The sequence below is a fragment of the Agrobacterium tumefaciens genome, from assembly GCA_025560025.1.
GTDB lineage: Bacteria > Pseudomonadota > Alphaproteobacteria > Rhizobiales > Rhizobiaceae > Agrobacterium.
This window is the reverse complement of record CP048485.1, coordinates 48,289-74,823: the sequence shown is the minus strand read 5'-3', so window position 1 is coordinate 74,823 and position 26,535 is coordinate 48,289. Positions and strand designations below refer to the sequence as shown.

Genomic DNA, 26,535 nt, shown 5'->3' with positions numbered 1-26,535 from the left:
TTAATCACGATCTAGCGGCTACGGCATTCCGCCCGATTTCGGTTGGCGACCGCCTCGCAATTCACTCTCGACGACTGAATAGCCTGATCGTCCACTACGGAACCGGCCGTATCGCCCACCGATCCGACGGTGTTTTCCACGGAGCGGCCGAGCCGTTCCACCTGCCTGCCGTAATTTTCACGCGTGCGCGGATCGAACACCGCAATCGGCGCGCTGACCACAACGCTCGCCGCCGTTCCGACGGTTTGCGCAGCGCCGATGCTGACGGCACCCAGTGCCTCACCCAGACCGACATCGGAATCCGTCACCGTCTGACCGGCGATAAGGCGGTCGCCGATCAGGCGGACAACTTCAGGGCTTTCGGCAAATTTGCCATGGTTCAGGCGGTCGCCGGATTGCAGCTTGGTCAAATCCAGAACGGTAATCCCGGCTTTTTCAAGCTGGCTGCGATAGGGCTCGACCGATGGGTCGATCTGGCCCAGCCGGTCAACATTGCCGGAGATACGGCGCGACAGGCTCAGCGCGCGGTCATCCTGAGAGACGAACAGGGTAAATTTCGGCGGCGTCTTGCCGAGGCTCGTGAATTGCCGGCTGAACACGTCGACATCGAGATCGGGTGCGGCCAGAATGACGTTGCTGATCTTCGGGTCGACGCGGCCATTGCGGATGGCCATCTGGCGCAGCGCCTCCACCGCAAGCCAAGTGCCCATGGAGTGGGCCATGACGGTGACCTCACCGATGGACTTGTCCTTGGCGAGACGCGTCAGCATCTCTTCCAGCGCATCACGGGAGTAGTTGGTGCTTTCCTTGTCGTAATTATAGTCGAAAATGCTCGCCCGCGATGGCCAGGTGAAGACCACCGGGACGACATCCGTGCCGGAATCATGGACGATCTGGGCGAAGCGATAGACGGATTCTTCGTAACGATTATTGAAACCGTGCACGAAAACCAGCACCCGGCGATCCTTCTGGATGTGTTTGCTGATCCAGCTTCGTGTCTCCGCTTCGGAGCGAATTGGCTCCACCGCCACCGTGGTGAAATCCTTCAACGGGTTCGGCGGCAGCTTTTTCGGCCATTGCACCTGCCCGACCTTGCGGTTGGCATTGGGTGGAATGGAAATGGTGACGGCATCGACCTTCAAGCCCGTTCCGCGTTCACCGCCGAAAAGCACGGCGGCGTTTTCCGATGGCGCACGCGTTGTGGCAACCAGCAGATTGACAGGCGTTGTCCCCGCCACGGTCTGCCCGGTCGGCGTCATGACACCGATCGGACGCCCGCCGCACCCGGCAAGCAGGGCGACAATGGCGATTACGGCCACGAAGCGAATGGGCATCACATCACTCTCCTACAACCCAGAAGCAGCCGAATAGCAGCCGGTTGGAGAGGATTTTCTACCGGAGGCGGAACTGCCGCGCCAGCAGCCTAAGCAAAGCGGCGACACTTTCCCCACCCGGTGTGTCCAAACGGACCCAATTGCCGGACGATTGAACCGGCAGTCGGAGAACCGTCACGAGCTTATTGCAGCGACAGCATCGTGCCCTTTTCCCGGAGCGCTTTATGCCAGGAGAGCGCCTCTTCGATGAGATGCGGCGTGTGCCCACCCCGCGCCACCGCCCGCTGGTAATAATCCGCCAGCGCATCACGGTAATCAGGATGCACACAATTGGCGATAATGACCGCTGCGCGTTCGCGTGGGGCGAGGCCGCGCAGATCGGCAAGCCCGATCTCCGTGACCAGAATATCCACATCATGTTCGGTATGATCGACATGGCTGACCATCGGCACGACGCTGGAAATGGCGCCACCCTTGGCGATCGATTTGGTGACGAAGATCGACATATAGGCATTGCGGGCGAAATCTCCCGAGCCACCGATGCCGTTCATCATATGGGTGCCACCGACATGGGTGGAATTGACGTTTCCGTAAATATCAAATTCCAGCGCCGTATTGATGCCGATGATGCCGAGGCGACGGATCACCTCCGGGTGGTTGCTCACCTCCTGCGGACGCAGGATCAGCCTGCTCTTGTAATCTGCCAGTCGCGGCATGACCCGTTCATTCATGGCTGAGGAGAGCGTGATCGACGAACCGGAGGCGAAAACCAGCTTGCCTGCGTCGAAAAGCTCAAAGGTCGAATCCTGCAGGACCTCAGAATACATTTTGAGATCGTGAAACGGCGTATCGATGAAACCATGCATCACGGCATTGGCGATGGTGCCGATGCCGGCCTGGAGCGGCTGGAGTTCATGGGTCATGCGGCCATGACGCACCTCGTTCAGCAGAAATTCGGTGAGATGACCGGCAATGGCCTTGGTCTCGTCATCCGGCGGCAGCACCGTGGAAAAACTGTCGCTCTTGTCGCTGAGAACGATGGCGGCGATTTTCTCCGGCGGCACCGGAATGAAGGGCAGGCCAACACGGCTATCCGTTGCCACCACCGGAATGGGCATGCGGGTCGGGCGTTTGGCAGGGATGAAAATGTCGTGCAGCCCCTCCAGCACCTCGGGCTGCGACAGGTTGATCTCGACGATGACCTTGTCGGCCAGAATGGCGAAGCTTGCCGAATTGCCGACGGATGTCGTGGGCACGATGCCGCCATCCGCCGTAATCGCCACCGCTTCGACGATGGCGATATCCACCCCGTGAATCTGGCCGCCGCGCAATTGCTCGACCGTTTCTGAAAGATGCTGGTCGATGAACATCACCCGGCCGTCATTGATCGCCTTGCGCAAAGCCGGATCGGACTGGAACGGCATGCGGCGCGCCAGCATGCCGGCCTCGACCATGGTCTTGTCGAGATCGTTGCCAAGCGACGCGCCGGTCATCAGGGTGATTTTCATGGGGTTCGTCTTAGCGCGTTCGGCCAAGGCCAGCGGCACCGCCTTCGCTTCGCCTGCCCGCGTAAAACCGCTCATGCCAACCGTCATGCCATCCTGAATGAGGCTGGCGGCCTCTTCGGCGCTGACGATCCGGTTCAAGAGGGACGCGTTGCGGATACGCTTTTCAAGCATGCACTTCTCCATGATCTGCACTCACGATGGCACGTCACCGGACTTGCCACCTCTCCGGTGACTATGGCGCGTACTTTCAACGATGAAACTGACATAGATCAAGGGTGCGAGCGGGACTATGGCCTTGACGCATCAAATCCTGCTCAACAAACCGCAAGTGGCGCATAGGCGCGACAGGCAGCGGGGCTTCTGCAGCGTCGAGGCCTGTCGGCGAAAACACTGCCGTATTCTGCCGCGGGTGACGAGGCGCATCGGCGCCTCATCGCTTCGTGGATATCGGCCAGGATCAGGGGCCTTCACAAACCGGCGCCTGACCGAGTACGACCTGCCCCACCTCGGCATCATAGGCGCGCAAGCCGAAGGCACCGAGGCTGATGATGCGGTAACAGGGGTTGCCACCCGTCCACAGCGGATCAAGAGCCTCGATATCGGTGATGAAACGATGTGAGCATGCCTGACCGGAACTATAGGCAATGCCTTCCGCGCTGGTGCCCGCCATCGGGACATGAATGTGGCCAAAAACAATGTGGCGCACGCCAGCCTTGTGAGCGGCGAGGCGACGCATGACCGCGCCGTCGTCATGCATGCCGATGTTTTCGAAATGCCGGATGCCGCAATCCATAGGCGGGTGATGAATGAAAACCGTCACTGGCAGGTCGCCAGCGCCTTCAAGCGCGCGGTCCAGCCATGTCAGACGGTCCGCGCCATACATCCCGCCGATCACATCGGGCTCATGGCTATCGAGGAACAGCAGGCGACCGAATTCGGTATCGATAAAGGACTGGATATAACCGTAGTCGTCACGCAGCTGTTCCGGAAAAGCCGTCACGAATTCCGGTCGGCGGTCGTGATTGCCGAGCATCAGCCGTACGGGGATTGAGACGGGCGCAAGAATATCGCGCAATAGTTGATAGGCTTCCGGCTCGCCGTAGTTGCAAAGATCACCCGTCATGACAAGAAGATCGGCATCGGCGTGTTTTTCGACAATATCGGCCACCGCCGCGCGCAGCTGCTTTTCAGGGTCGACGCCGTTTACAGCGATGCCGGGGGGTACGAGATGGGTGTCGGTGATCTGGATGATCTTCATAGTCTGTCTCTCTGCGCAAAATGGCTGCGGGAACGGATTTCCCCGCAGCCTTTTCGATGGTTTTGCTTATTTCAGCAGGGCGTTGGTCTGCTCGACGATCTGCTTGAGACCGGCTTCAGGCGTCACCTCACCGCGCATGACGGTGCCGATGATGTCGCGCTGGGTGCGCCAGATGCGGACGGAATCGCCACCCGGATAACCGGCCCAGGGCAGGGAACGGTCAGCCTGAAGCGAAGCGGTCTTCACATTCGGGTTCTCGACATAATAGGGAGCGAGGAAGTCCGGGCCGGTTGCCAGCTTGTTGGTCGGCAGGTAACCGGTGATGCGAACGATGATGTTCTGGGCTTCCGGACCGGTGATCCACTTCAGGTACTTCCAGGCAGCGTCCTGCTTGGCCTTTTCCTGTGTCAGGATAACGGCAGAGTTGCCGCCGGTCGGAACGCCGCCCTTTTCCTTGTTGTCGAGCGGGAAGGTCGCGGTCTTCAGCTTGAAGCGGTCGCCGACCAGACCCTGGATCGTCTGAACATGCGCAGGCGTCGAGAAGATGAAGCCGGTGAGGCCTGCACCGAACTGCTGGCGGGACTGATCCCAGTCGAGCAGGTTCTGACCACCTTCGGTGACGAACTGACGGGTCATTTTCAGGGCGTTGAGGCCGATCTCGTTGTCGAAGCCAACGGTCTTGGCCTTCTCGTCAACGAGCTTGCCGCCCTGTTCGACGATGAGCGCCTGCCACAACCAGTCATCCGGCCAACCGTTGATGTCGTAGCTCATGCCGGCGAACTTGGGGTCGAGAGCCTTGATCTTCTTTGCGAGAGCAATGAGTTCCGCAAAGGTCGTCGGCATCTTGTCCGGGTCGCCGCCAGCCTTGGTGACGAGGTCGGAGTTGATATAGATGATCGGCGAGGAAGCGTTGACCGGCAGGCCGTACTGCTTGCCATCGATCTGGCCGAGGGCGGCCATCTTCGGGCTGTAGTTCTTGTCGAGGAAGGCCTGACCGCCTTCAGCCTGGATGAACGGGCCGAGATCGGTGATCTGGTTGCGCGGTGCGAGCGTGTGAACGAGTTCCGCTGTCAGGTTGTAACCCGAGAAATATACGTCTGGCAGATTGCCGGTGACGGCGGAACGCAGAACCTGCTGCTGGCCTTCATTGTAACCGGCGGCCGGAGCGAGGAAGTTGATCTTCACATCCGGGTTCTTCTTCATGAATTCATCGGCCAGCGGCTGATGGAATTTCGTGAAGCCCGGCAGGTTGTAGAGAACGTTGAGCGTGATTTCATTGGCGAGAACCGGCTGTGCGAGGCCCGCAAAAGCCATGCCAAGAGCCAGACCGCCCATCACGGCGCGTCGGTTGAGTTTCATGTCAATCTCCAGAAAGGTTGGGAGGAGGAAGTCTGAACGGCGTCACTTGACGCCGGTCATGGTAATACCGGCGATGAAATGCCGCCGTGCGAGGAGGAAGCACAGCACCATCGGCGCGGTAATCAGTGTGGCGCCCGCCATCAGCGCACCGTAATTCGCACCGGATTCGACATCGGCGAAGAACATCATGCCAAGCGGCGGCGGGGCCAGATTGGTGTCGGAAACCACGATCATCGGCCAATAAAGGTCGTTCCAGTGGGCAACGAGCGAGAAGACCGAAAAAGCGGCGAGCGAGGGCAGCGAGCCGCGCAGAACCAGCCCCCAGCAGATCTCCATTTCCGAGAAACCATCCATGCGCGCCGCCTCGATGATTTCGTCCGGGTAACTGCGGAAGGACTGGTTGAACAGGAAGATGGCGAAGACGGAGATGAAGAACGGCATCATCATCGCGAAGTAGGTGTTCAACATCTCCGCTTTCGCCAGACCGACAAAAAGCGGAAGCGCAAGAGCCTGAATTGGAACGCAGAGTGCGGCGATGACGAGGCCCAGGAGAAGCTTGCGGCCCGGAAATCTGAGCTTCGCCAGCGCATAGGCCGCGGGAACCGATGTCAGGACCTGCACGATGAGGATGCCGAAGCAGACGATGACGCCGTTCAGCATGAAACGTGCCATCGGCACCTGCCCGGCCGCCCGGGCATAATTGTCGACCGCATCGAATTTCTCGGGGATCGGCCACAGGGAGACGTTGAATATTTCTGCTGGCGAGCGGATCGACGTCAGTATCATCCAGTAGAACGGCAGGAGCATCACGAATGCGCCGAGGGCGAGCACGAGATGCGGGAGATATTTACGGAGCGCGGCCATCAGTAGTGCACCTTCCGGTCCATATGCAGCGTCTGGCCGATCGACAGGATCAGCACGATCGCGAGGAAGATAATGGTCAGCGCCGCCGCATAACCCGTGTTCGAATATTCGAAACCCTCAAGATAGAGATCGAACAGCAGTGTTTCGGAACCGGAGCGGCCCTTGGTCAGCACGGCGACCGTCTCGAACACCTTGAAAGCCGAGATCGAGGTGGTGACCACAACGAACATCGTCGTTGGCCCAAGCATCGGCCACGTTACCGTCAGGAACCGGTCGATCGGGTTTTTCGCGCCATCGAGCCGTACCGCTTCGTGCAAATCCTTGGAGATGGCGGTAAGGCCCGCGAGGAACAGCACCATGTTGAAGCCCAGAATCTGCCAGACACCCATCAACGCCATGGTGGGAATGAGCAGAACGGGGTTGGAGAGGAATGCGACGGGTTCGAAACCCAGCCACTTGATCGCCGCATTCACCGGCCCAAGCGAAGGGTGCAGCAGAAATTGCCACACCGTTGCCATGGCGACGAGCGTTGCAGTGACGGGAAGGAAATAGGCCACTTCCCAAAAAGCGCGGCTACGCTTGCGATTATAAACGAGCAGGGCTACGCCGAGTGCCAGAAATACGCCAAAGGGGATGACGATGGCCGCATAAATGGCCGTATTCGCCAGTGCGCGCAAAAAAACCGGATCCTCAAAAGCCTTGACGAAATTCCCGATGCCGACGAAGCGGGTGGAGAGTGCGCCAAGCTGGTAATCGGTGACGGAAAAACCCGCCAGAACGAGCATGGGAATGATATAGATCGCCAGAAGCAGGAGGCTCGCCGGCGCGGCAAACATGAGGCCGCGCCAGATCATGCGCCGGTCCGCCTTCGACAGGCGCGGCCGGGCCTTTGCAGGCGTGAGCGTGGAGAAATCGGCCGCCGTCATGCCGGCACCCGTTCACGCACCGTCGTCTTGCGGCGCAGGCCGTCGGCGGCGAAAAGATGGGCACGTTCCGGCGCAAAACCGAGGTTCATCACGCCGTCCGCATCAGCGCCCAGCACCTCTCCCGCGCCCTGGCGAAGGGTGACGGCCACCGTCTCATCGCTCAGAAGGCGGCAGCTGACAAAACGGTCAGCGCCATGGGTTTCGCTGCGCACCACCCGCACCGCGAAACCTTCGGCACCCGGACGCAAGTCTTCGGCGCGAAGGCCGAGCGTTGCCGGACCGGCATCGCGGCCAGAAGCATCCACACCAAGATCACGGCCGAAAGCCGTGACCTTGCCCTGTGCATCGATTTCGACCGGCAGCAGATTGATCGACGGCGTGCCGATAAAACGCGCGACCGTCAGCGTCGCTGGCTTTCGGTAAAGTTCATCCGGCGTGCCGAGCTGTTCGATGCGGCCTTCCGCCATCAGCGCGATGCGGTCGGACATGGTCATGGCCTCGATCTGATCGTGGGTAACGTAGATGAAGGTTGCTCCCAACCGGCGATGCAGGCCAGCCAGTTCCTCACGCATATGGGCGCGAAGCTTCGCATCGAGATTGGAAAGCGGCTCGTCCATCAGAAAGGCGGCGGGCGAGCGCACCAGTGCCCGGGCAAGCGCCACACGCTGGCGCTGGCCACCGGAAAGCTGCGCCGGCTTGCGGTCCAGCAGATGCGCGATCTGCAGGGTCTCTGCCGCCTGTTCGACGGCGGCATCGATCTGCCTGAGCGTTTCGGCCGGGGCCACAAACCGCCCGATCAGCGGCAGGCGCGCTGCAAAGGGCAGACGTCGCATCCTGAGCGGCGTTGCGATGTTCTGGCGCACGTTCATATGCGGATAAAGGGCGTAAGACTGGAACACCATCGCCAGATTGCGGTCACTCGGATCGAGTTCCGTCACATCCTGACCACCGATCGAGACCGAACCGCGATCCGGCGTTTCCAGCCCTGCAATGATGCGCAGAAGCGTGGACTTGCCGCAGCCCGACATGCCGACGAGGGATAGGAATTCACCGGGACGGATGGAGAGTTCGATCTCTTTCAGAACATCGTCAGCCCCGAAGCCTTTGCCGATACCCGAAAGTTCAAGTGATTGTGGCGTCATTCTGCGCTCCTTTTCTGGAGCGCATATGCTTATATTGTATGACAATATGACGAAGGTTTGCAGAAAGTTCGGTGACACCGGAAAGCCCGATAATCCCGGCTCATCGCCAGGCCCTGCAATACCGGCCTTCATAAAAATCCACTAATATGAGGGGGTAACCCGAATATACGGATTCAAGACCTGTTCGACGGCCATGGCTGCATCAGCAGGCGAAGTGTCTCACGCAACAGCCAGAATCACATGGGCCTGAATTTTGGCGGCAACCTCGCCGTTGCCGTGCCTCGCTTCAATCCGGGATGCGGCACACGCCGTCGCCGCTTCCAGTTTTCCCGGCGCCCTGGCTTCGATTTCAGTGCGAAGAACGGTTCCCTGACAATAGGCCATGGCGGGAATGCGCGGTGACGATGCACGGCTTTGCGCCGCTATCGTCTCAATCGCCACGCGGGAAAAGCCGGCACTCTCCAACTCGGCACGGATCAACGCCGTATCGTGATAGCCGTGCGGAGTGCGGGCCATGAAGCGTGGCGGATCGTCGGGAAACAGACCGGCAAGGGCGTTCGTCACATCATTCGCGAAGTCATTCTCTTCAATACGGTCCCACACGTTCAATAAATAATGTCCACCGGGCTTCAACACCCTCTTTGCTTCGCGATAGGCGGTCAGACGGTCGGTGAAAAACATCGCGCCGAACTGACAGAAAACGAGATCGAAACTCGCGTCTTCAAACGGCAGCGCCTGAGCATCCACCTGCTGCCAATCAATGCGATTGTCAGGCGCCTGTCGCGCCGCTGCAAAATCAAGCATCGGCTGATTGAGGTCGGTTACGACATAATGTGCGGCGGGCGGCAATCTGGGCGCCAGTTCGCGGGTGACAACCCCGGTCCCCGCAGCGATTTCCAGCACATCGATCGGCATCAATGACGCCGCTCTCCGCGCCAGATCACGGGCGAAGGGCTCGAAAATCAACGGCACCATGTAACGGTCGTAGTTTTCCGGAATAGAACCTGCAAATACCTGGTCAGTTTCCAACATGGCTTTCACCTGAGGCCAGCTAATGACCGGATGATTTTAGCACATATTGGCGACGTTCGGAGTCTGTTCGACCTTGTGGGTTTTCGAGAGGGCAACAGAGATGCCGACATTGAACCGCATTATAAACGGCGGCCCGAAAGGCATTTTATTTGATTTTTTATGGAAAGAGAAATGGCGCACCCGAAGAGATTCGAACTCCTGACCCCCAGATTCGTAGTCTGGTGCTCTATCCAGCTGAGCTACGGGTGCGTGCCGTTCCGGTCGTTTCCGGTGGCGTGGCGATCCTCTAAAACGTCCTCATTCCGATTGCAAGCGATTTCGTTTCGAAATTGTCATTTTTCCGCAGCAATTCATTTATCCCATTGATTACAAAAGATATTCCATAAGGGCTGTTTTTGAGCGACCCCGTGTCACGCATTTTCAGGCTGATATGGTGATTGCATCAGGCCGTCCGCGAGCGGGATTCTCAGGCGGTTCTGGCCGCATGTACGGAAGCTGCACGATCGGCGATCTCTATGCGGAACTGGGTTCCTGGGCCGGGCTTTTCAACAAGCGCGATCGTGCCGCCATGGGCAAGCACCAGTTCCCGCGCAATAACGAGCCCGAGGCCGGTGCCACCGGAACGGGCCGAGCCCCTGAAAGCGGAGAACAGGTTTTCCTTTGCCTTGCGCGGCATTCCCGGCCCGTTGTCGTCTATGACGATGCTGACGACGCTGCCAGCCCTTTGGGCCGAGATTGAAAGATGCCGGGGCGCCGCATTCGCCGCGTCCGATTGCAGGGCCTGAACGGCGTTGCGACAGAGATTATGGATCACCCGGAAAAGCTGCTCGGCATCGGCATCAACCGTCAGATCAGTGGGCACACTGTCGTGAAATTCGATACCGCTTTCCGGCTCAAGCGCCAGAATGTCGCGCACATCGCGCACCAGAAGGCTCAGGTGAACCGTCTTGCGTTTCGGCGCGCCTTCCGTCGCCTGCCCATAGGCCAGAACTTCGCCCGTATAGGCCACCGCACGGTCGATGGTGCGCAGCAGCTTCGGCGCGAAACTTCTCACCATCGGGTCCTTTGCATCCACCAGGCGGTCCGACATCAGCTGCGCGGATGACAGAATGTTGCGCATGTCATGATTGATCTTTGAAACGGCGAGGCCAAGATCCACGAGGTTCTTCTGTTGCCTGAGCGTTTTCTGCAACTCGGTCTGCATGTCGGCCAGATGGCGGCCAGCAACCGCCAGTTCATCGGTCCCGTCCTCGGCGACGAAAATCCGTTCCGGATTGCCGGGGTCTTCGGAGAAATGCTGCATGCCGAGCGTCAGGCGGCGGATGGGCCGTATCATGATGCGGTTGATGGAAACGAAAATCAGACCGGCAGTGATCAGCGACAGGACGATGGAAATCAGGAAGACGTTGCGAGCATAGGCAAGCATCGCCGCCCGCAGCTTGTTTTCGCCCAGCACCAGTTCGATGATGGTGTCGCTGTCACCGACAACGTCGAAAACCCGGATGACGCGGTTGCCGCCGAACAGCAATGTGGAAAAGGCATCCCGCACCGCCGCCAGCTGCGAGACATCGGAAAGATCATATTGCTCATCCACCCCGGGCGGCGTTTCGGCCACGGCGAGGAGGCGCGAGGTGCCGTCCTTGCGCAGTGCGATGAGCTTCGCCCCGGTCGCCATCAGTGTGTCGTTCTGCACGCTTCGCGGCAATTCTGCCTGCAAGCCGTCAATCACCGCACCGGCAGCGGCTGCCGTGTTCAGCCGATCGCGCAGCCAGGAAAGGCGCATGTTGGCGACCGAGGGCACGAAGATCAGCACCTCGGCGATCATCACGAAAATGACCGTCAGCAGCAGCAGGCGTCCTGAAAGACCTGCGGTCAATCCCGGCATGCAGTGCACCGGATTGTCCTCCGTGCGGTCCAAGCTGTCTACGCCTTTAGAAAACACCGGGCCCTGATCCTGTATGCGCGCCGCCGCTTTGGTTGAACGGCTCGGTTTATATGCACGTATAATAATAGGACCTAACTGATTTTTTTCCAATGCGCTGCAAAACAAACGTTTTCATCGCAGGAAAAACAAACGCCGCCCGGGAGGGCGGCGTTCGAAACAGAGCTAATCTGACGAGAACGGGTAAACCGGGTCCAATCAGAACTCCTGCCAGTCTCCATGCGCCGGCGCAGCGGCCGACTGGGCATTAAGCGCACGGCCAACGCTGTTCATCAATTTACGGGCCGGCGAGGCAACCGCCGCCGTTCTGCCGGAAACCGCCACGGGCCGCATCGGCTGTTCCGCGCGGGGCCGGGCGTGGACCTCCTCGACGCCCACCTTGAAGCGTGCCACCAGCGTCACCAGATGATCCGCCTCGCCGCTCAGCTTGTGGGTCGCAGCCGATGTCTCCTCGACCATGGCGGCATTGCGCTGCGTCACCTGGTCCATCTGGTTGATCGCCGTGTTCACTTCGTGCAGTCCGGTGGACTGTTCCCGCGCAGCAGTGGCAATCGAATGGATGTGATCGTTGATCGCCAGGACGCGCGTCTCGATCTCACTCAATGCGCTGCCGGTTTTTTGCACCAGCGACACGCCCCGGCCGACTTCCTCGCCGGATTTGGTGATCAGCGCCTTGATGTCCTTCGCGGCCGTTGCCGAGCGTTGCGCCAGTTCACGCACTTCCTGCGCGACGACGGCAAAGCCCTTGCCCGCTTCGCCTGCGCGCGCCGCCTCGACGCCCGCATTCAGCGCCAGAAGGTTGGTCTGGAAGGCGATCTCGTCAATGACATTGATGATCTGGCTGATTTCACGCGACGCATGCTCGATGCGATCCATCGCGGAGACGGCATCGCGGACGACATTGGCGGATTCCTCCGTCTTCTGCTTGGTCTCGGCCACCATGGTACTGGCTTCCTGCGCACGATCGGTCGAATTGCGAACGACGGCGGTGATTTCGTCCAGAGCGGCGGAGGTTTCCTCCAGGGCTGCGGCCTGCTGTTCCGTTCGCTTCGACAGGTCGTCGGCCGCCGAGCGCAGTTCGTTCGCATTGCCGCTGATACCTTCCGTGCTGCTGCGCACTTCCCGCATCGTTTCGCGCAGCTTGGCGAGTGTCTCGTTGACGTTGGCCTGCAGTTCGGCGAACACGCCGCGGAACTCGCCATCCATCTTTTCCGTCAGATCACCCCGAGCCAGACCTTCGATGACGCGGCTGGTCTCAGAGACGCCGTTATCAACACCGGTTAGCAGGGCATTGATGGTCGCGGCGAAACGATTGAGGTTTTCATCGCCGTAATCCTTGTTGATGCGGCGGCTGAAATCACCGCCCGCCGCCGCGTCGACGACAACGGCCATGCCGGCCTGCAGGTCATCGCTCTTGGCGCGCATGGCGGCTTCCTGGGCATTCATGCGGCGAACTTCGCGGCCATTCTTCTTGAAGACCTCGACGGCCGCTGCCATTTCGCCGATTTCATCGTTCTGGCCGAGATAAGGCACATCTGCGTCCAGATTTCCGTCCGCAACAGCGTTCATCACTTCCGAAACCTTGCGGATGGGGGCGCTCAGCTGGCGCGTTCCGATGTAGAGACCAAACGCCGCACCGGCCAATATACCGCTGCCGGTGACGATGATGACCAGCCAGAAGGTGGTTGTTACAAAATCGTCTATGCCGGCCCTGACAGCCTCCAGCCCGGCGATGTCATTCTTCACGACGGCATCGATTTCGGCCTGATAGGCTTTGCGGTTGGCCCGGTTCGCCTCGTTGTTGCCCTGCTGGTTGGCGGCCTGCGGGCCGGCTTCGCGGGCAAGCCGCGCGGTTTCCAGACGGAAGGCCTTGAACTCCTTGAAGCGGCTGGAAAGATTGTCGAAGGCCGCCTTCTGTTCCGCCGGAACGAGAGGTGTCCATGTCGCGATCAGCTTTTCCATGGCGTCGAGGTTCTTCACGATGCCGTCGGCGAAAGGTGCCGCCTTTTCGATATCGGGCGCAGCGTAGACCCCGCGCGCCTCCATGACGACCGCGGTGACAAGACGGTTGAGCGCCTCGCCCTTGTAGGCGCGTTCCGCTGCCTTTTCGTATCCGATCGTGCGCACCTGGAATTCGCTGACCGCGTATATAGACAGCCCGCCAATGGTACAGGCCACAAGGCTCATCAGCCCGACAAGAAGATTAATACGACCGCGAATTCTCAACTTCGTTCCCCCAACAAAAGCCAGCCGCGCGATAAAAATGGGAAGCTGGCATAACTTTTCGCATCACAACATTTATCAATGCTGCGTTAAGAAAGAATTTCGGATTTTACCGATTGTACGCGGGAATCAGCATCTAATGCCGCTCAGCGGGGAACATGGCCGCGCGTTTTCCGCAAAAGGTGAAGTGCGAAAACCCCTTCGGCAATTGACTTTGCTCGGCCTATGCCCTTATAAGCCGCGCACGCTCGGCCATTGAAAGCTCGCCCAGGCGGGGTTAGCCGTGCAAAAAACGAAACGCTCTTGCAAATAGTTGCAAATTCAAGAAGGGCCGCACACCGCGGTATTAAATAAATGTCGAAGCGTACCTACCAACCGTCCAAGCTTGTTCGCAAGCGTCGTCATGGTTTCCGTGCCCGCATGGCTACCGCTGGCGGCCGCAAGGTTCTCGCAGCCCGCCGTGCGCGCGGCCGCGCACGTCTGTCGGCTTAATCGCCGCCTCTGTGACCCGATGAAAGTCGCGGGCACGTGAGTGAGACAAAAAAACGACCCGGCCGGCTTAAAAACCGGTCGGAGTTCCTTGCCGTTCAGGCGGGGGAAAAACGGCGGGGGAGCACCTTTCTTCTGGAAGTGCTTGACCGAAAGACCCCGGAGACCGAACCTCGGGTCGGTTTTACCGTAACAAAAAGACAAGGCAACGCGGTCGAGCGAAATCGCATGCGCCGCCGTCTCAAGGAAGCCGTCAGGCTTTCTGCCGGATTCGCAATGAAGCCCGGCCATGACTATGTGATTGTCGCCCGCAGGGATGTGCTCGATACGGCATTCCCGAAAATTCAGTCTCTCCTTGCCGAGCGAATTGAAGGAACGGCGAAACCGAAACGGTCCCAGGAGACCCGCTCCAGGAAAGAATGATGGAAAAGAACCGCAATTACTTCATCGCGATAGCCCTATCGGTTGTCATCGTCCTCGCCTGGCAATTCCTGTACATGAATCCGCGCATCGAGCAGCAGCGCCGCGCCGAAGAGGCCCGCCAGGCGCAGCAGCAGACGACGCAGCAGCAGCCGGCACCGGGTGCAGCACCCGGCGTGGCCGTGGAAGGCACACCGCCCGCATCCTCCACCCAGGCCGCCGCCACGGCGACGCGGGAAGAAGCGATCGCAAAAACCCAGCGCGTCACCATCGACACCAACGCCATTGCCGGTTCGATCAATCTGACCGGCGCCCGTTTCGACGACATCCGGCTCAAGGACTACCATGAGACCGTTGATGACTCGAGCCCGATCATCACGCTGTTCTCGCCCTCCGACACCAAGGACGGTTACTTCACCGAACTCGGTTATGTCGCTGCACAGGAAGTCGGCGGCGTTCCCGGTCCGACGACGGTCTGGACGCTGGCAAGCGGCGACAAGCTGACGGAAACCACACCCGTCACGCTCACCTATACCAACGGCAAGGGCGTCGTTTTCTCCCGTACCGTGTCGATTGACGAGCATTACATGATCTCCGTCGCCGACAAGGTCGAGAACCCCGGGCAGGAAGCAATCTCGTTTGCCACCTATGGCCGCGTGACGCGCAACAACAAGCCGGCAATTCCCCCAGTCTTCGTTATCCATGAAGGTTTTCTGGGTGTTTCGGGCAGCGATGGCAGCCTGACGGAAGAGAAGTACAAGGATGTCGAGGAAGCGCCGGTAACGGTCGCCAAGGCAACCGGCGGCTGGCTCGGCATCACCGATAAATATTGGGCCGCGGCCATCGTTCCGCCGCAGACGACACCCTTCGAAACCCGCTATTCGCACATTACCGGCAATCAGCCGAGCTATCAGGCCGACTTCAAGAGCGACCCGATGACGGTCGAACCGGGCAAGTCCATCGAGCTGAAAAGCCTTGTCTTCGCCGGTGCGAAGGAAGTGCCGCTGGTTGACCGCTACGAGACCGAATATTCCATTCCGAAGTTCGACCTTCTCATCGACTGGGGCTGGTTCTACTTCATCACCAAGCCGATGTTCAAAATGATGGATTTCTTCTTCCGTTATTTTGGCAACTTCGGCGTGGCCATCCTGCTGACCACCATCGTCGTCAAGGCTCTCTTCTTCCCGCTCGCCAGCAAGCAATATGCTTCCATGGCGAACATGAAGCGCGTGCAGCCGAAGATGGAAGAGCTGAAGGCCAAACATGGCGATGACCGCATGGCCATGCAGCAGGCGATGATGCAGCTCTACAAGGAAGAGAAGATCAACCCGGTCGCGGGCTGCTGGCCGATGCTCTTGCAGATCCCGGTCTTCTTCGCCCTCTACAAGGTCATCTACGTCACCATCGAAATGCGGCATGCACCGTTCTTCGGCTGGATCCACGACCTTTCCGCACCCGATCCGACCTCGCTGTTCAACCTGTTCGGCCTTCTGCCCTATGACGTGCCGCACTTCCTGATGATCGGCGTCTGGCCTTTGATCATGGGCATCACCATGTTCCTGCAGATGCGCATGAACCCGACGCCGCCCGATCCGACACAGGCGATGATCTTCACCTGGATGCCGCTGATCTTCACCTTCATGCTGGCTTCCTTCCCGGCCGGTCTGGTTATCTACTGGGCATGGAACAACACGCTGTCGATCTCGCAGCAGGCCCTCATCATGAAGCGTCACGGTGCCAAGATCGAACTGTTCGACAATCTCAAAGGGCTATTCAAGCGAAAGCCGGTGCAATCGAAATGAGTGAGACCGGCCCGGCAACTGAAAAGCCCCTTTTCGGGCGTCCCTGGATATTCATTCGCGGCGTTCCCGCAATGAAGTTCCTGCCGCCCGAAGGGCCGCCGGAGATTGCCTTTGCCGGACGTTCCAACGTCGGAAAGTCCTCGCTCATCAATGCGCTGGTGGGTCACAAGGGACTTGCCCGTACGTCCAACACGCCCGGACGTACGCAGGAACTGAACTACTTCGTGCCGGAAGGTTATTCCGGTGAGGCAGGTGATCTGCCTCCGATGGCGCTGGTCGACATGCCCGGTTACGGTTATGCGCAGGCGCCCAAGGACCATGTCGATGCCTGGACGAAGCTTGTCTTCGATTATCTGCGCGGCCGCGCGACGCTGAAGCGGGTTTACGTGCTGATCGATTCCCGCCACGGCATCAAAAAGAACGACGAGGAGGTTCTGAGCCTGCTCGACAAGGCGGCCGTTTCCTACCAGGTCGTGCTGACGAAGACAGACAAGATCAAGGATGTCGGCGTTCCCCGGCTGATCAACGAAACGCTGGAGAAAATCCGCAAGCGCCCCGCCGCCTATCCGGAGGTTCTCGCCACATCCTCGGAAAAATCCTTCGGGCTGGATAGCCTGCGTGAAGAGATCGTAAGAACGGTTTCCCTCTAGGAGGCCGCAGCCTTCAAGCGATGGTGAAAAGCAGAACGGCGGTCCAGAGCATCGCCGTCAACGCCAGAAGGCGCCAGAACCGCACGGAATGCCATATCTCGGACACCATGGCCGCAAACATGCTGCCATTGCGCAACGGCTGGCCCCGGAAAGGCAGGCCGGATCGGGCCGGATCACTCTCAAGCAATGCGGTGATGGTCGCCTTTTCGCGATATTCGGTTTCCGCCAGATTGTCCCGCCAGCGCCTGACCATGGCGGCAAACTGACGGTCGCGCTTGATGCGCTTGGCAAGCTCCGCCATGCTCTCCGGCGGCAGGGCACCCAGCACATATTCGCCAGCGAGCACTTCGTCCCGCAAACCGCTTTGCTTGTCTCGATCCGGTGCCGTCATAGGTCTTCAAACTCCTCGGTCGTTCAGGCCAGCATCGTTTTCACAACGCGCGACACGTCCCGTCGCCCTGCTGAATAACCCCTCCCCTGCTCCCCACAAGGCTGGTCCGATTGGTGCTTTATGTCAATCTTATTACGCGCTCCGAGGTGACCAAAAGCAGAATTTTACTATCGGCCGACACAATAAGGCCCGGAGGTTATTTCATTCGTCGAGCACCGGCATTCACCTGTCCTTGCCAGAGCTCGGGCATGGTGAATCCGTGCCTCCTGCACTGCAAAAATCGATTCCGATTTTTGCGCCGATGCTGTAGAGCGATGCAAGGCTCTCGAAGGCCGCAACCACAGACCGAGGTTTTTAGATGACTGCTTCCGAAAGCGAAACTCAGGCGCGGCTGCTCGCACAGGCTCTGCCCTTCATGCAGAAATACGAGAACAAGACCATCGTCGTGAAATATGGCGGTCACGCCATGGGGGATTCGACGCTCGGAAAGGCTTTCGCGGAAGATATCGCCCTGTTGAAGCAGTCCGGCATCAATCCCATCGTCGTGCATGGCGGCGGCCCGCAGATCGGCGCGATGCTGACGAAGATGGGCATCGAATCGAAGTTCGAAAGCGGCCTGCGCGTCACCGACGCCAAGACCGTCGAAATCGTCGAGATGGTTCTGGCCGGCTCCATCAACAAGGAGATCGTCGCGCTCATCAACCAGACGGGCGAATGGGCCATCGGCCTGTGCGGCAAGGACGGCAACATGGTCTTTGCCGAAAAGGCGAAAAAGACCGTGATCGATCCCGATAGCAATATCGAGCGCGTTCTCGATCTTGGTTTTGTCGGTGAAGTGGTCGAAGTCGACCGCACTCTGCTCGACCTGCTCGCCAAGTCGGAGATGATCCCGGTCATCGCTCCCGTTGCTCCCGGTCGCGATGGCGCCACATACAACATCAATGCCGACACCTTTGCCGGCGCCATCGCCGGTGCGCTCAACGCCACCCGCCTCCTGTTCCTGACCGATGTGCCGGGTGTTCTCGACAAGAACAAGGAACTCATCAAGGAACTGACCGTCTCCCAGGCGCGCGCGCTCATCAAGGACGGCACGATTTCCGGCGGCATGATCCCGAAGGTCGAGACCTGCATCGAGGCCATCAAGGCCGGCGTTCAAGGCGTGGTGATCCTCAACGGCAAGACCGCCCACTCCGTCCTTCTGGAAATCTTTACCGAAGGTGCCGGCACGCTTATCGTGCCCTGAGACGGCTCCTGTCTGTGGCGGGCGATCAAGCCTGTCCGCCATAGACGGTTTTTCAGCCGAATGCCAGCAGCGACAATACGCCCACGACGATCAGCAGGCAGCCGGAAATTTCCAGCCGGTTGATCTTCTCTTTGAAGAAAAGCACGGTCGAGGCGAAGGCAAAAAGCATTTCCACCTGCGCCAGCGCCTTGACCACGGCGGCCTGTTGCAGGGTCATCGCCGTGAACCAGCCGAATGACGCCGTGGCGCCGACGAAACCGACCGCAAGCGACGGTTTCCACGTTCTGGCGATGCGAGGCAGCTCGTCCCTCTCCCGCCAGACGATCCAAAGGAACATCGACAGGGTCTGCGTCACAATGACGACGACAAGGGTAAAACCGGCCTGCATCATGGCATCCGGGGCAGGCAGGCTGGGCGCCAGCGCCAGCGAGGCGGAACGATAGGCAACCGATGAGAGGCCGAAGAACGCGCCCGAGGCCAGGCCGATGCCCGCCGTGCGGCTGAAAATGGAGGTGAGGATGGAAGCGGGTGTCACTTCCGTGCGCGCGACCGAAATCAGCATGACGCCGGCCACTGAAACGGCGATGGCCACCAAAGTTCCGCTGTTGACGCTTTCTCCGACGAAAATCAGCGCAAACAGCGCCGCCTGCGCCGGTTCGGTGCGGGAATAGGCCGTGCCGACCGCAAAATTGCGGAAGGAGAACAGGTGCACGAGCAGGAAGGTGGCGGCGATCTGCGCCATGGCTCCGACCATTGCCCATATTGCAAAGGACATGTTCGGCACCGGCAGCGGCCGGCCGAGCGCACCATGCAGAAAAACGAGGTAAGCGACAGCAAAAGGCATTCCGAATACGAAGCGCACGAAAGTCGCGCCCGTGGTGCCCATCATGCCCTTGAGGTGCTTTTGCAGGGTCGAGCGCAGGTTCTGCAAGAACGCGCTTGCGAAGGTTATGCCTATCCAGAGTTCCATAGCATTGGCGGTATCATGCGCTGAAGGCTGCGGCCAAGCCCGATTTTCCCTTCAGTCGTCGTCTTTTCGATTTTCTTCGGCATTCGAAACGGGCATAAAGCAGCCCATGAACACAAAGCCGCAAAACCTGCCCGATGCCGCCGATTTCGCCCATGTGAGCGAATGGGTCTTCGATCTCGACAACACGCTCTATCCGCATCACGTCAATCTGTTTTCCCAGATCGATCGTAATATGACGGCCTATGTGGCGGAGCTTCTGAAACTTGATCCCGACGAAGCCCGCAAGCTGCAGAAACGCTATTATCATGACCATGGCACCACGCTTCAGGGCCTGATGATCAACTACGGCATAAGCCCCGATGAGTTTCTGGAACGCGCCCATGCCATCGATTATTCGGCGCTGAAACCGCATCCGGAACTCGGCGAGGCAATAAAGGCCTTGCCGGGCCGCAAGTTCATCCTGACCAATGGCAGCGTCAAACATGCGCAGGCAGCCGCCGGTGCGCTCGGCATTCTCGATCATTTCGAAGATATTTTCGACATTGTCGCCGCGAATTATCTACCCAAGCCGGCCAGCGCGACCTACGAGAAATTCGCGGCGCTCGCAAAGCTCGATACGAAAAAAGCCGCCATGTTCGAGGACCTGCCGCGCAATCTCGCGGCACCCAAGGCGCTCGGCATGAAGACCGTTCTTCTCGTTCCCTCCAATCTCGAGGGCGTCATCATGGAACGCTGGGAGATTCCCGTCGAGACGGATGCACATATCGATTATATCACCGACGATCTGACCGGCTTTCTGACCAGAACGATCCCGCGCTGACAACATTACCGAAGCTTCATCCACCTTACCGATGTTTAAGTGGTGGGGCGCGGTCGACGTCATTATCTTTTTCTCAGGGACACCAAAGAAAGGTAATGACGATGACCACACGAAAAATCGCCCTCTCTGCTCTTGGCGCAGCCCTTCTGGTCGGCACGGCCGCAACGGCAGGTTTTGCCGCCCCGCCTGCGCCGGGCAAAGGCCATGGCGAGCGCATGCCCATTCGCCAGGAAGCGGCCTTCGTTCACCTCCTGAAGGTTGCCGACACCAACAAGGACGGCAAGATTTCCAAGGAGGAATTCGCCGCACGTCAGGACGCACTCTTCACCGAGATCGACAAGGACAAGGACGGCTCGATCACGCCGAAGGAAATGCGCGAATATCGTCAGGCAAAGATGGAGGCCTTCCGCGCCGCCAATCCGCGCCCCGAGCGTGAGGAAGCCAAAGCCGAAGACGGCAAGGCCCCTGAAGGCAAGCGCGCCGAAAGACATGCCGAACGCGAACATGGCGGCCGTTTCGGCCATCAGGGCTGGAGCAAGCATGGCGGCAAGGGCGCCGGCTACGCGCTGATCCGCTGGGCCGATACTGACGAGAACGGCCAGGTCAGCAAGGCCGAATTCACCGCAGCCGGTGAAAAAATGTTCGAACGGCTGGACAAGAACAAGGACGGCGTCATCTCGATCGACGATATGCCCGACCGCCCATTCCTCTGATCCGCTAAAGAAAAAGCCCGCTCAAAAGCGGGCTTTTTTCTTCAATGCAGGCTGACGGTCGTAAGATCGTCTTCAGCAGCCTTGAAAAACGTACTGGACCGGTTGTCCGTCAGGAGGATCGGCGTACCATCCGCACCGAACAGCGCCCACAGATCCAGTTGCGGATCGAGATCAGGCGCCTCCGGGAAACAGCGGCTGACGTCTTCCGCACGGATCTTGCGGATATATCCCACTTCGCCCTCACCGATATGGGCGAGCTGTGATCGGGTGAGACGCGCATGCGCTTCTTTTAAAAGCATATTTCAGCCTCCTTCTTCACGCCGAGCGATTCATGTCCGATTCCGGCGTTCACGTTCTACTCTGAGACGGAAATATTAATTTTCTTTACCACGTTCGAAATTTCAGGCCGGACGAGATCGATGGAGAGAAGGCCGTTGCGCATGCGCGCTTCCCTGACCTGCATGCCATCGGCAAGCACGAAGACCCGCTGGAACTGGCGCGCTGCGATGCCTCTATAAAGAAAATCCCGCTTTTCCTGTTCCTGCTGGCGGCCGCGAATGACGAGCTGGTTGTCGGCCGTCGTTACATCCAGATCATCCTGCGAAAACCCGGCAACCGCGATGGTGATGCGCAGCCGTTCCGGCACATCGTCACTGCCCGGCAGGCGCTCGATATTGTAGGGAGGATAGCCGTCATTGGCCTTCGCCATACGCTCCAGCGTTTTTTCCATGGCATCAAAACCCAGCAACAGCGGGTGGGTGAATGGCGTCATGCGGCTCATATCGTTTCTGTCCTTGCAACCAAGCGACGTTTCGCGGTCCCGCTTCCGGCAACCTTGCCGGTCAATCGCACCGGCTCAAACAATATGGGAAGCCAGGCAGCAATGCGCAAGACGGACACGGGCGCAAAGGAATGTGGCTTGACAAGTGAGCACCTGCCGCTCGAAAAAAGCGCTCATCTCAACGGCGGGCAAGACATGGCAGAACGCAGAAAAATCATCATCGACACGGATCCGGGCCAGGACGACGCGGCGGCAATCATGCTCGCTTTCGCAAGCCCGGAGGAAATCGAAATTCTCGGATTGTGCGCCGTCGCCGGCAACGTTCCGCTGAAACTGACCAGCCGCAACATCCGTATCATCTGCGAATTGTGCGGCCGCACCGATATTCCCGTCTATGAGGGCGCCGAGAAGCCGCTGGTGCGCAAGCCCATCACCGCCGAACATGTTCACGGCAGCACCGGCCTCGACGGCCCGGTTCTCGATGAGCCGACAATGGAAGCGCAAAAGCAGCACGCGGTCGATTTCATCATCGAAACGCTGATGCGCGAACCCGCCGGCACCGTGACGCTCTGCACGCTTGGCGCGCTGACCAATGTGGCGCTGGCTCTGCTGAAGGCACCTGAGATCGCTGACCGTATCAAGGAGCTGGTGATGATGGGCGGTGGCTTCTTCGAAGGCGGCAACATCACGCCGGCAGCGGAATTCAACATCTATGTCGATCCGCAGGCCGCCGATATCGTCTTCCGTGCAGGCATTCCAGTCGTCATGATGCCACTCGACGTCACCCATAAGCTCCTGACCACCAAGGCACGCGTCAGCCGCATTCGCGACATCGGCACACGCCCGGCGATCGCCATGGCGGAAATGCTGGAATTCTTCGAACGTTTCGACATCGAGAAATACGGTTCGGACGGTGGCCCGCTGCATGATCCGTCCGTCATCGCCTATCTCATCAAGCCCGAGCTGTTTCAGGGGCGTGACTGCAATGTCGAAATCGAGGTCAGTTCTGAACTGACCATGGGCATGACGGTGGTGGACTGGTGGCGCGTGACCGAGCGCTCCGCCAATGCGCGCGTGATGCGCAACGTGGATGCGGACGGTTTCTTCGAATTGCTGACCGAACGTTTCGCCCGGCTTTGACCGGAACCCGGACATAAAAAGGGCCGCTGGAAAAACCAGCGGCCCTTTTCATTCGATCGGGAGATAGCCGTCAGAATTCGGTCCAGTCATCCTGCGCCAGCGCGTTTGCGCCGCTGGTTCTTGGCTGGGCACGCGGCGCGGCGGAGCGCGCAGGTGCATGTGCGGGAGCGACGGGTGCGCGCATTGCCGCCGCAGTGACGCGCAATTGCTGGCTTGAATGACCGCCCGACACGGAGAAGCCGGCGACGAGCGATTTCAGCGTTCCGGCCTCACCATTCAGCGTCACGCTGGCTGCGGTGGTCTCCTCCACCATTGCCGCATTCTGCTGGGTGACCTGGTCCATCTGGGTAACGGCGGAATTGATCTCCTTCAGGCCCACGGCCTGCTCGCTGGCGGAGGCGGAAATCTGCCTGATCAGCTGGTTGATCTGCAAGACCTGGTCGGCGATGTTCTTCATCGTCTCACCCGCCTTGCCAACCAGCTGAACGCCTTCGCCAACCTGCCTTGCCGAGGTATTGATCAGGCCCTTGATCTCCTTGGCCGCATTGGCGGAGCGTTGCGCCAGTTCGCGCACTTCCTGCGCGACAACGGCAAAGCCCTTGCCCGCATCGCCCGCGCGGGCGGCTTCCACACCGGCATTCAGCGCCAGGAGATTGGTCTGGAAGGCGATCTCGTCGATGACGCCGATAATGCGGGAGATTTCCGCCGAGGATTGCGCGATGCCCTCCATGGAATTCACGGCCTGCTGCACGACCTCACCCGACTTGCCGGCATCGTCGCAGGCATGGCTGACAGCGCCGGCCGCCTGTGCGGCATTTTCCGCGCTGGAATTGACCTGCGCAGTCAGCTCATTGAGGGCGGCTGCGGTTTCTTCCAGACTTGCGGCCTGCTGTTCCGTGCGGTGCGAAAGATCGCTGGCGGCCCGGGTGATCTCACCGGTGCCGTTGCCGATGCTGACAACCGTTGCATTCACCGTGGAGACGGTTTCCTCGAGGCTGGCGAGCGCCGAATTGAAATCATCGCGGAGCTTTGCATATTCACCGGGGAACTCGTCGTTGATCCGGTAAGTCAGATTGCCCTGCGAAAGCGCGTTGAGGCCTGAACCGAGCACGCTGACGATGTGCTGCTGCATGCGGCTGTTTTCGCTGCGTTCGGATTCCGACCGCTGGCGCGCCGTTTCGGCATTGCCGCGCTGGACTGCAGCCTCGGCCTCCATTTCACGAATGCCGGCGAGCTTTGCACGGAAGCCTTCCAGTGCGGTCGCCACAGCACCCGTTTCATCCCTGCGGTCCTGCCCGGACACGGGCGCGTCGTAACGGCCGTCGCTCAGCGTGCGAACATCCGCGACCAGAGAGGCGAGCGGGCCACCGACGAAGTGACGGACGGCGAAATAAAGGGCGGTGATGACTGCGGCGAGAATGACGATCGCGCCGATGATCATCATGTAGGTCTGCTCTTCCACCGGAGCGTTCAGCGCCTGATGGGGAATATCGACCAGAACCACCCAGGTCGCATTGAGGCCAGGAACTGCGAAGGGGTAGACAAGACGGTTATAGGGCGCATCGGTATCGAGGCCGAGATTTTCGATAAGGCCCTGTTTGCCCGAGGTGATGGCCGCCTGAACGGTGCTAGCACCGTCTCCGTCATAGGCCTTCATGTTCTGTTCGGGCGTCGGCGGCACCAGCCATTGACCGCCCTGCGATACCAGCGTCACGCGGCCGGTCTCGAAAGGATGCAGCGCCTGCAGCTTCTGCGACAGCGAGGCCAGCGAAATATCAACGCCCGCCACGCCGATCATCTTACCATCCGACATGACGGGATAGGCAAGCGAGGTCATGGTGGTGGGCACTTCCGTGCCTTCGGCAAGATAGGGCTGGGTAATCGCGCCCTTGCCGGATTTGGCGGCAAGCGCATACCATTCCGCCGCATAGTCGTTCTTGAAGGTTGAGAACTGGATATCGCCCTTCTGGGTCTTCGACCAGTAGGGTGCGAAGGCGCCGTTTTCATTGGTGCCGAGATCGAGCCTGCCGGCGATCTCCTTGCTCTGTCCGTCGAAAAGGCCGAGCTGCTCGCAGAACCAGCTTCCGAAAGCGAAGGTGTTCTGCTCGACATTGGCCTTGAGGATGTTGACGATGCCGGGGCGATCCATCGATTTCGCCTGATGCGCGCGACCGATGACGCCGGCCATGGAGCGCGCGGCGCTGCCGAGTTCGCCCACATCGGCGGCGATGACGTTGGCGATGGCGCGTGCCTCGGTATTGGCCTGATCCATGGTCAGCGCGTGGACGCGCTCGCTGGTCTGGGAAATAAGGAAGGAATTCGATGCGACGAGAACCGTGGTGATGGCACAGCCGGTTACGAGGATCAGCTTGGTCGCAAGCGACTTCACTTTGAAATTGAACATTTTGGCCTCGATCAAATCGCCAGTCAGAACGACTGACGTCAACGGATGATTAATCTCCGTCATGGAGGCCCGCCCGTGTGGGCAGTGCGCTGCAGCGCGACGAGGGAAAACTAGAATATCTTTGCTAATTAAGCCCTAAAACCGCCGCGCCGCATCAAGCTAAAATTCAATGTTCATAATGTTCGGAAATGATGCGCCACGCATCATCGGCCGTTTCAGCGAAATTCAGGAGATTCATATCCTCCGGCGCAATGGTGCCGAAATCCGCCAGAAACTCGAAATTGATCACGGATCGCCAGAATTTCTCGCCGAACAGGATGAGCGGAATGGGCTCCATGCGCTTCGTCTGGATCAGGGTCAGCGCTTCGAAAAGTTCATCGAGCGTGCCGAAACCGCCGGGGAAAATCACCACGGCCTTTGCCCGCATGAGGAAATGCATCTTGCGGATGGCGAAATAGTGGAAATTGAAGCTCAGTTCCGGCGTGACATAGGGGTTGGGGGCCTGCTCGTGCGGCAGCACGATGTTGAGGCCGATTGACGGGCCTCCCGCATCGGCAGCGCCGCGATTGCCCGCTTCCATGACGCCTGGACCGCCACCGGTGACCACGACATATTCGAGGTGATCGGATTTCGCGGCATATTCGGTGCAAAGCCGGGCGAACTTGCGCGCCTCGTCATAATAGACCGAGGATTGCTCCAGATTGCGCTTCTGCGTCTCGTTACGCGCCGCCCAAGCCTCGCCGCCCGGTTCAGGAATACGGGCGCCGCCGAACATGACGACGGTGGATTTGATCCCGCGCTCCGTCAGCGCCATTTCCGTTTTCAGAAGTTCCAATTGAAGTCTGATGGGGCGCAACTCCTCGCGGCAGAGAAAATCCATGTCCACATAGGCAAGCCTGTAGGACGGGGAATCCGACTGCGGCGTCTTTTGAACGACTTCGGCCTGCTGCTTGTCGACGGCACTGCGTTTCAAGGGGTCCCAAACCCCGTCCTTGCGCCGCAACTTGCCGTTTTTCAGTCGTGTCATTTCCATGCCTTTCGTCTGACGCGCCAAATCACCCAAATCACATTGACGCCTTTCCAACACTCCCTTAGATCAAATGGCCAAAGCCTTCCAGCGGCGC

24 protein-coding genes and 1 tRNA gene are annotated in these 26,535 nt (G+C 59.4%); 8 read left to right on the top strand and 17 right to left on the bottom strand.

The window, feature by feature from the left end; translation table 11 throughout:
* Positions 1-11 precede the first annotated feature (11 nt).
* From FY152_00360 to FY152_00310, 11 genes are all read right to left on the bottom strand, one after another.
* Complete coding sequence (locus FY152_00360) at positions 12-1,334, bottom strand: alpha/beta hydrolase (protein UXS30614.1); 1,323 nt, start codon at positions 1,332-1,334, stop codon at positions 12-14.
* Positions 1,335-1,516: 182 nt separating this feature from the next.
* Positions 1,517-3,013: an acetyl-CoA hydrolase/transferase family protein gene (locus FY152_00355; protein UXS30613.1), complete on the bottom strand. Its 1,497-nt coding sequence runs from the start codon at positions 3,011-3,013 to the stop codon at positions 1,517-1,519.
* A 286-nt stretch (positions 3,014-3,299) separates the two neighbouring features.
* Complete coding sequence (locus tag FY152_00350) at positions 3,300-4,100, bottom strand: phosphodiesterase (protein UXS30612.1); 801 nt, start codon at positions 4,098-4,100, stop codon at positions 3,300-3,302.
* Between the two features lie 66 nt (positions 4,101-4,166).
* Positions 4,167-5,459: an ABC transporter substrate-binding protein gene (locus FY152_00345; protein UXS30611.1), complete on the bottom strand. Its 1,293-nt coding sequence runs from the start codon at positions 5,457-5,459 to the stop codon at positions 4,167-4,169.
* A gap of 42 nt (positions 5,460-5,501) precedes the next feature.
* Complete coding sequence (locus tag FY152_00340; GenBank protein UXS30610.1) at positions 5,502-6,323, bottom strand: carbohydrate ABC transporter permease; 822 nt, start codon at positions 6,321-6,323, stop codon at positions 5,502-5,504.
* Complete coding sequence (locus FY152_00335; GenBank protein UXS30609.1) at positions 6,323-7,249, bottom strand: sugar ABC transporter permease; 927 nt, start codon at positions 7,247-7,249, stop codon at positions 6,323-6,325. The genes FY152_00340 and FY152_00335 overlap by 1 nt, the downstream gene beginning before the upstream one ends.
* A complete protein-coding gene (locus FY152_00330) occupies positions 7,246-8,391 on the bottom strand; it encodes an ABC transporter ATP-binding protein (protein ID UXS30608.1) in 1,146 nt (381 codons plus the stop codon). Before FY152_00330 ends, FY152_00335 begins: the two co-directional genes overlap by 4 nt.
* A 219-nt stretch (positions 8,392-8,610) precedes the next feature.
* Positions 8,611-9,423 (bottom strand): class I SAM-dependent methyltransferase, encoded by an 813-nt coding sequence (locus FY152_00325; protein ID UXS30607.1) that lies wholly within the window; start codon positions 9,421-9,423, stop codon positions 8,611-8,613.
* Between the two features lie 172 nt (positions 9,424-9,595).
* A tRNA-Arg gene (locus FY152_00320) sits at positions 9,596-9,672 on the bottom strand.
* A gap of 217 nt (positions 9,673-9,889) precedes the next feature.
* Positions 9,890-11,308: a HAMP domain-containing histidine kinase gene (locus tag FY152_00315; protein ID UXS33168.1), complete on the bottom strand. Its 1,419-nt coding sequence runs from the start codon at positions 11,306-11,308 to the stop codon at positions 9,890-9,892.
* A 255-nt stretch (positions 11,309-11,563) separates the two neighbouring features.
* A complete protein-coding gene (locus FY152_00310; protein ID UXS30606.1) occupies positions 11,564-13,591 on the bottom strand; it encodes a HAMP domain-containing protein in 2,028 nt (675 codons plus the stop codon).
* A 351-nt stretch (positions 13,592-13,942) separates the two neighbouring features.
* On the opposite strand from FY152_00310, the gene rpmH reads away from it, so the two are divergent.
* From rpmH to FY152_00290, 4 genes are read left to right on the top strand one after another with little or no spacing between them, the layout of a single operon-like run.
* Entirely contained in the window at positions 13,943-14,080 is a 138-nt protein-coding gene (rpmH, locus tag FY152_00305) for a 50S ribosomal protein L34 (GenBank protein ID UXS30605.1), read from the top strand.
* A 36-nt stretch (positions 14,081-14,116) separates the two neighbouring features.
* Positions 14,117-14,500 carry a ribonuclease P protein component gene (locus FY152_00300; GenBank protein ID UXS30604.1) on the top strand — a complete coding sequence of 128 codons (384 nt, stop codon included), beginning with the start codon at positions 14,117-14,119 and terminating at the stop codon, positions 14,498-14,500.
* Positions 14,500-16,299 carry a membrane protein insertase YidC gene (gene yidC / locus FY152_00295; protein ID UXS30603.1) on the top strand — a complete coding sequence of 600 codons (1,800 nt, stop codon included), beginning with the start codon at positions 14,500-14,502 and terminating at the stop codon, positions 16,297-16,299. Before FY152_00300 ends, yidC begins: the two co-directional genes overlap by 1 nt.
* Entirely contained in the window at positions 16,296-16,949 is a 654-nt protein-coding gene (locus FY152_00290) for a YihA family ribosome biogenesis GTP-binding protein (protein UXS30602.1), read from the top strand. Before yidC ends, FY152_00290 begins: the two co-directional genes overlap by 4 nt.
* 13 nt (positions 16,950-16,962) lie before the next feature.
* On the opposite strand, the gene FY152_00285 is transcribed toward FY152_00290, so the two are convergent.
* Complete coding sequence (locus FY152_00285) at positions 16,963-17,340, bottom strand: hypothetical protein (protein UXS30601.1); 378 nt, start codon at positions 17,338-17,340, stop codon at positions 16,963-16,965.
* 358 nt (positions 17,341-17,698) lie between these two features.
* On the opposite strand from FY152_00285, the gene argB reads away from it, so the two are divergent.
* On the top strand, positions 17,699-18,583 hold the full coding sequence (gene argB / locus FY152_00280; GenBank protein UXS30600.1) for an acetylglutamate kinase: 885 nt from the start codon (positions 17,699-17,701) through the stop codon (positions 18,581-18,583).
* A 52-nt stretch (positions 18,584-18,635) separates the two neighbouring features.
* Here the strand turns inward: argB and FY152_00275 are convergent, their stop codons facing one another.
* On the bottom strand, positions 18,636-19,553 hold the full coding sequence (locus FY152_00275; protein ID UXS30599.1) for a DMT family transporter: 918 nt from the start codon (positions 19,551-19,553) through the stop codon (positions 18,636-18,638).
* A gap of 106 nt (positions 19,554-19,659) precedes the next feature.
* On the opposite strand from FY152_00275, the gene FY152_00270 reads away from it, so the two are divergent.
* Together FY152_00270 and FY152_00265 are read left to right on the top strand one after the other, a co-directional pair.
* Entirely contained in the window at positions 19,660-20,373 is a 714-nt protein-coding gene (locus tag FY152_00270) for a pyrimidine 5'-nucleotidase (protein ID UXS30598.1), read from the top strand.
* Between the two features lie 95 nt (positions 20,374-20,468).
* Positions 20,469-21,086, top strand: a complete 618-nt coding sequence (locus tag FY152_00265; GenBank protein ID UXS30597.1) for a hypothetical protein — start codon at positions 20,469-20,471, stop codon at positions 21,084-21,086.
* Positions 21,087-21,127: 41 nt separating this feature from the next.
* Here the strand turns inward: FY152_00265 and FY152_00260 are convergent, their stop codons facing one another.
* Positions 21,128-21,385: a DUF1150 family protein gene (locus FY152_00260; protein ID UXS30596.1), complete on the bottom strand. Its 258-nt coding sequence runs from the start codon at positions 21,383-21,385 to the stop codon at positions 21,128-21,130.
* Positions 21,386-21,441: 56 nt separating this feature from the next.
* On the bottom strand, positions 21,442-21,867 hold the full coding sequence (locus FY152_00255; GenBank protein UXS30595.1) for an Hsp20 family protein: 426 nt from the start codon (positions 21,865-21,867) through the stop codon (positions 21,442-21,444).
* A 195-nt stretch (positions 21,868-22,062) separates the two neighbouring features.
* Between FY152_00255 and FY152_00250 the strand changes: the two genes are divergently transcribed.
* Entirely contained in the window at positions 22,063-23,007 is a 945-nt protein-coding gene (locus tag FY152_00250; protein UXS33167.1) for a nucleoside hydrolase, read from the top strand.
* A gap of 70 nt (positions 23,008-23,077) precedes the next feature.
* Here FY152_00250 and FY152_00245 read toward each other — a convergent pair whose 3' ends face one another.
* Together FY152_00245 and FY152_00240 are read right to left on the bottom strand one after the other, a co-directional pair.
* Positions 23,078-25,411, bottom strand: coding sequence for a methyl-accepting chemotaxis protein (locus FY152_00245; protein UXS30594.1), 2,334 nt, complete (start codon positions 25,409-25,411; stop codon positions 23,078-23,080).
* 166 nt (positions 25,412-25,577) lie between these two features.
* Positions 25,578-26,438, bottom strand: coding sequence for an LOG family protein (locus FY152_00240; GenBank protein ID UXS30593.1), 861 nt, complete (start codon positions 26,436-26,438; stop codon positions 25,578-25,580).
* Positions 26,439-26,535 lie beyond the last annotated feature (97 nt).

Excerpts from the sequence above, each read along its gene's own strand:
- FY152_00360 (UXS30614.1), bottom strand. The coding sequence starts at position 1,334 with ATGCCCATTCGCTTCGTGGCCGTAATCGCCATTGTCGCCCTGCTTGCC.
- FY152_00355 (UXS30613.1), bottom strand. The coding sequence starts at position 3,013 with ATGCTTGAAAAGCGTATCCGCAACGCGTCCCTCTTGAACCGGATCGTC.
- FY152_00350 (UXS30612.1), bottom strand. The coding sequence starts at position 4,100 with ATGAAGATCATCCAGATCACCGACACCCATCTCGTACCCCCCGGCATC.
- FY152_00345 (UXS30611.1), bottom strand. The coding sequence starts at position 5,459 with ATGAAACTCAACCGACGCGCCGTGATGGGCGGTCTGGCTCTTGGCATG.
- FY152_00340 (UXS30610.1), bottom strand. The coding sequence starts at position 6,323 with ATGGCCGCGCTCCGTAAATATCTCCCGCATCTCGTGCTCGCCCTCGGC.
- FY152_00335 (UXS30609.1), bottom strand. The coding sequence starts at position 7,249 with ATGACGGCGGCCGATTTCTCCACGCTCACGCCTGCAAAGGCCCGGCCG.
- FY152_00330 (UXS30608.1), bottom strand. The coding sequence starts at position 8,391 with ATGACGCCACAATCACTTGAACTTTCGGGTATCGGCAAAGGCTTCGGG.
- FY152_00325 (UXS30607.1), bottom strand. The coding sequence starts at position 9,423 with ATGTTGGAAACTGACCAGGTATTTGCAGGTTCTATTCCGGAAAACTAC.
- FY152_00315 (UXS33168.1), bottom strand. The coding sequence starts at position 11,308 with ATGCCGGGATTGACCGCAGGTCTTTCAGGACGCCTGCTGCTGCTGACG.
- rpmH (UXS30605.1), top strand. The coding sequence starts at position 13,943 with ATGTCGAAGCGTACCTACCAACCGTCCAAGCTTGTTCGCAAGCGTCGT.
- yidC (UXS30603.1), top strand. The coding sequence starts at position 14,500 with ATGGAAAAGAACCGCAATTACTTCATCGCGATAGCCCTATCGGTTGTC.
- FY152_00290 (UXS30602.1), top strand. The coding sequence starts at position 16,296 with ATGAGTGAGACCGGCCCGGCAACTGAAAAGCCCCTTTTCGGGCGTCCC.
- FY152_00285 (UXS30601.1), bottom strand. The coding sequence starts at position 17,340 with ATGACGGCACCGGATCGAGACAAGCAAAGCGGTTTGCGGGACGAAGTG.
- argB (UXS30600.1), top strand. The coding sequence starts at position 17,699 with ATGACTGCTTCCGAAAGCGAAACTCAGGCGCGGCTGCTCGCACAGGCT.
- FY152_00275 (UXS30599.1), bottom strand. The coding sequence starts at position 19,553 with ATGGAACTCTGGATAGGCATAACCTTCGCAAGCGCGTTCTTGCAGAAC.
- FY152_00270 (UXS30598.1), top strand. The coding sequence starts at position 19,660 with ATGAACACAAAGCCGCAAAACCTGCCCGATGCCGCCGATTTCGCCCAT.
- FY152_00265 (UXS30597.1), top strand. The coding sequence starts at position 20,469 with ATGACGATGACCACACGAAAAATCGCCCTCTCTGCTCTTGGCGCAGCC.
- FY152_00260 (UXS30596.1), bottom strand. The coding sequence starts at position 21,385 with ATGCTTTTAAAAGAAGCGCATGCGCGTCTCACCCGATCACAGCTCGCC.
- FY152_00255 (UXS30595.1), bottom strand. The coding sequence starts at position 21,867 with ATGAGCCGCATGACGCCATTCACCCACCCGCTGTTGCTGGGTTTTGAT.
- FY152_00250 (UXS33167.1), top strand. The coding sequence starts at position 22,063 with ATGGCAGAACGCAGAAAAATCATCATCGACACGGATCCGGGCCAGGAC.
- FY152_00245 (UXS30594.1), bottom strand. The coding sequence starts at position 25,411 with ATGTTCAATTTCAAAGTGAAGTCGCTTGCGACCAAGCTGATCCTCGTA.
- FY152_00240 (UXS30593.1), bottom strand. The coding sequence starts at position 26,438 with ATGACACGACTGAAAAACGGCAAGTTGCGGCGCAAGGACGGGGTTTGG.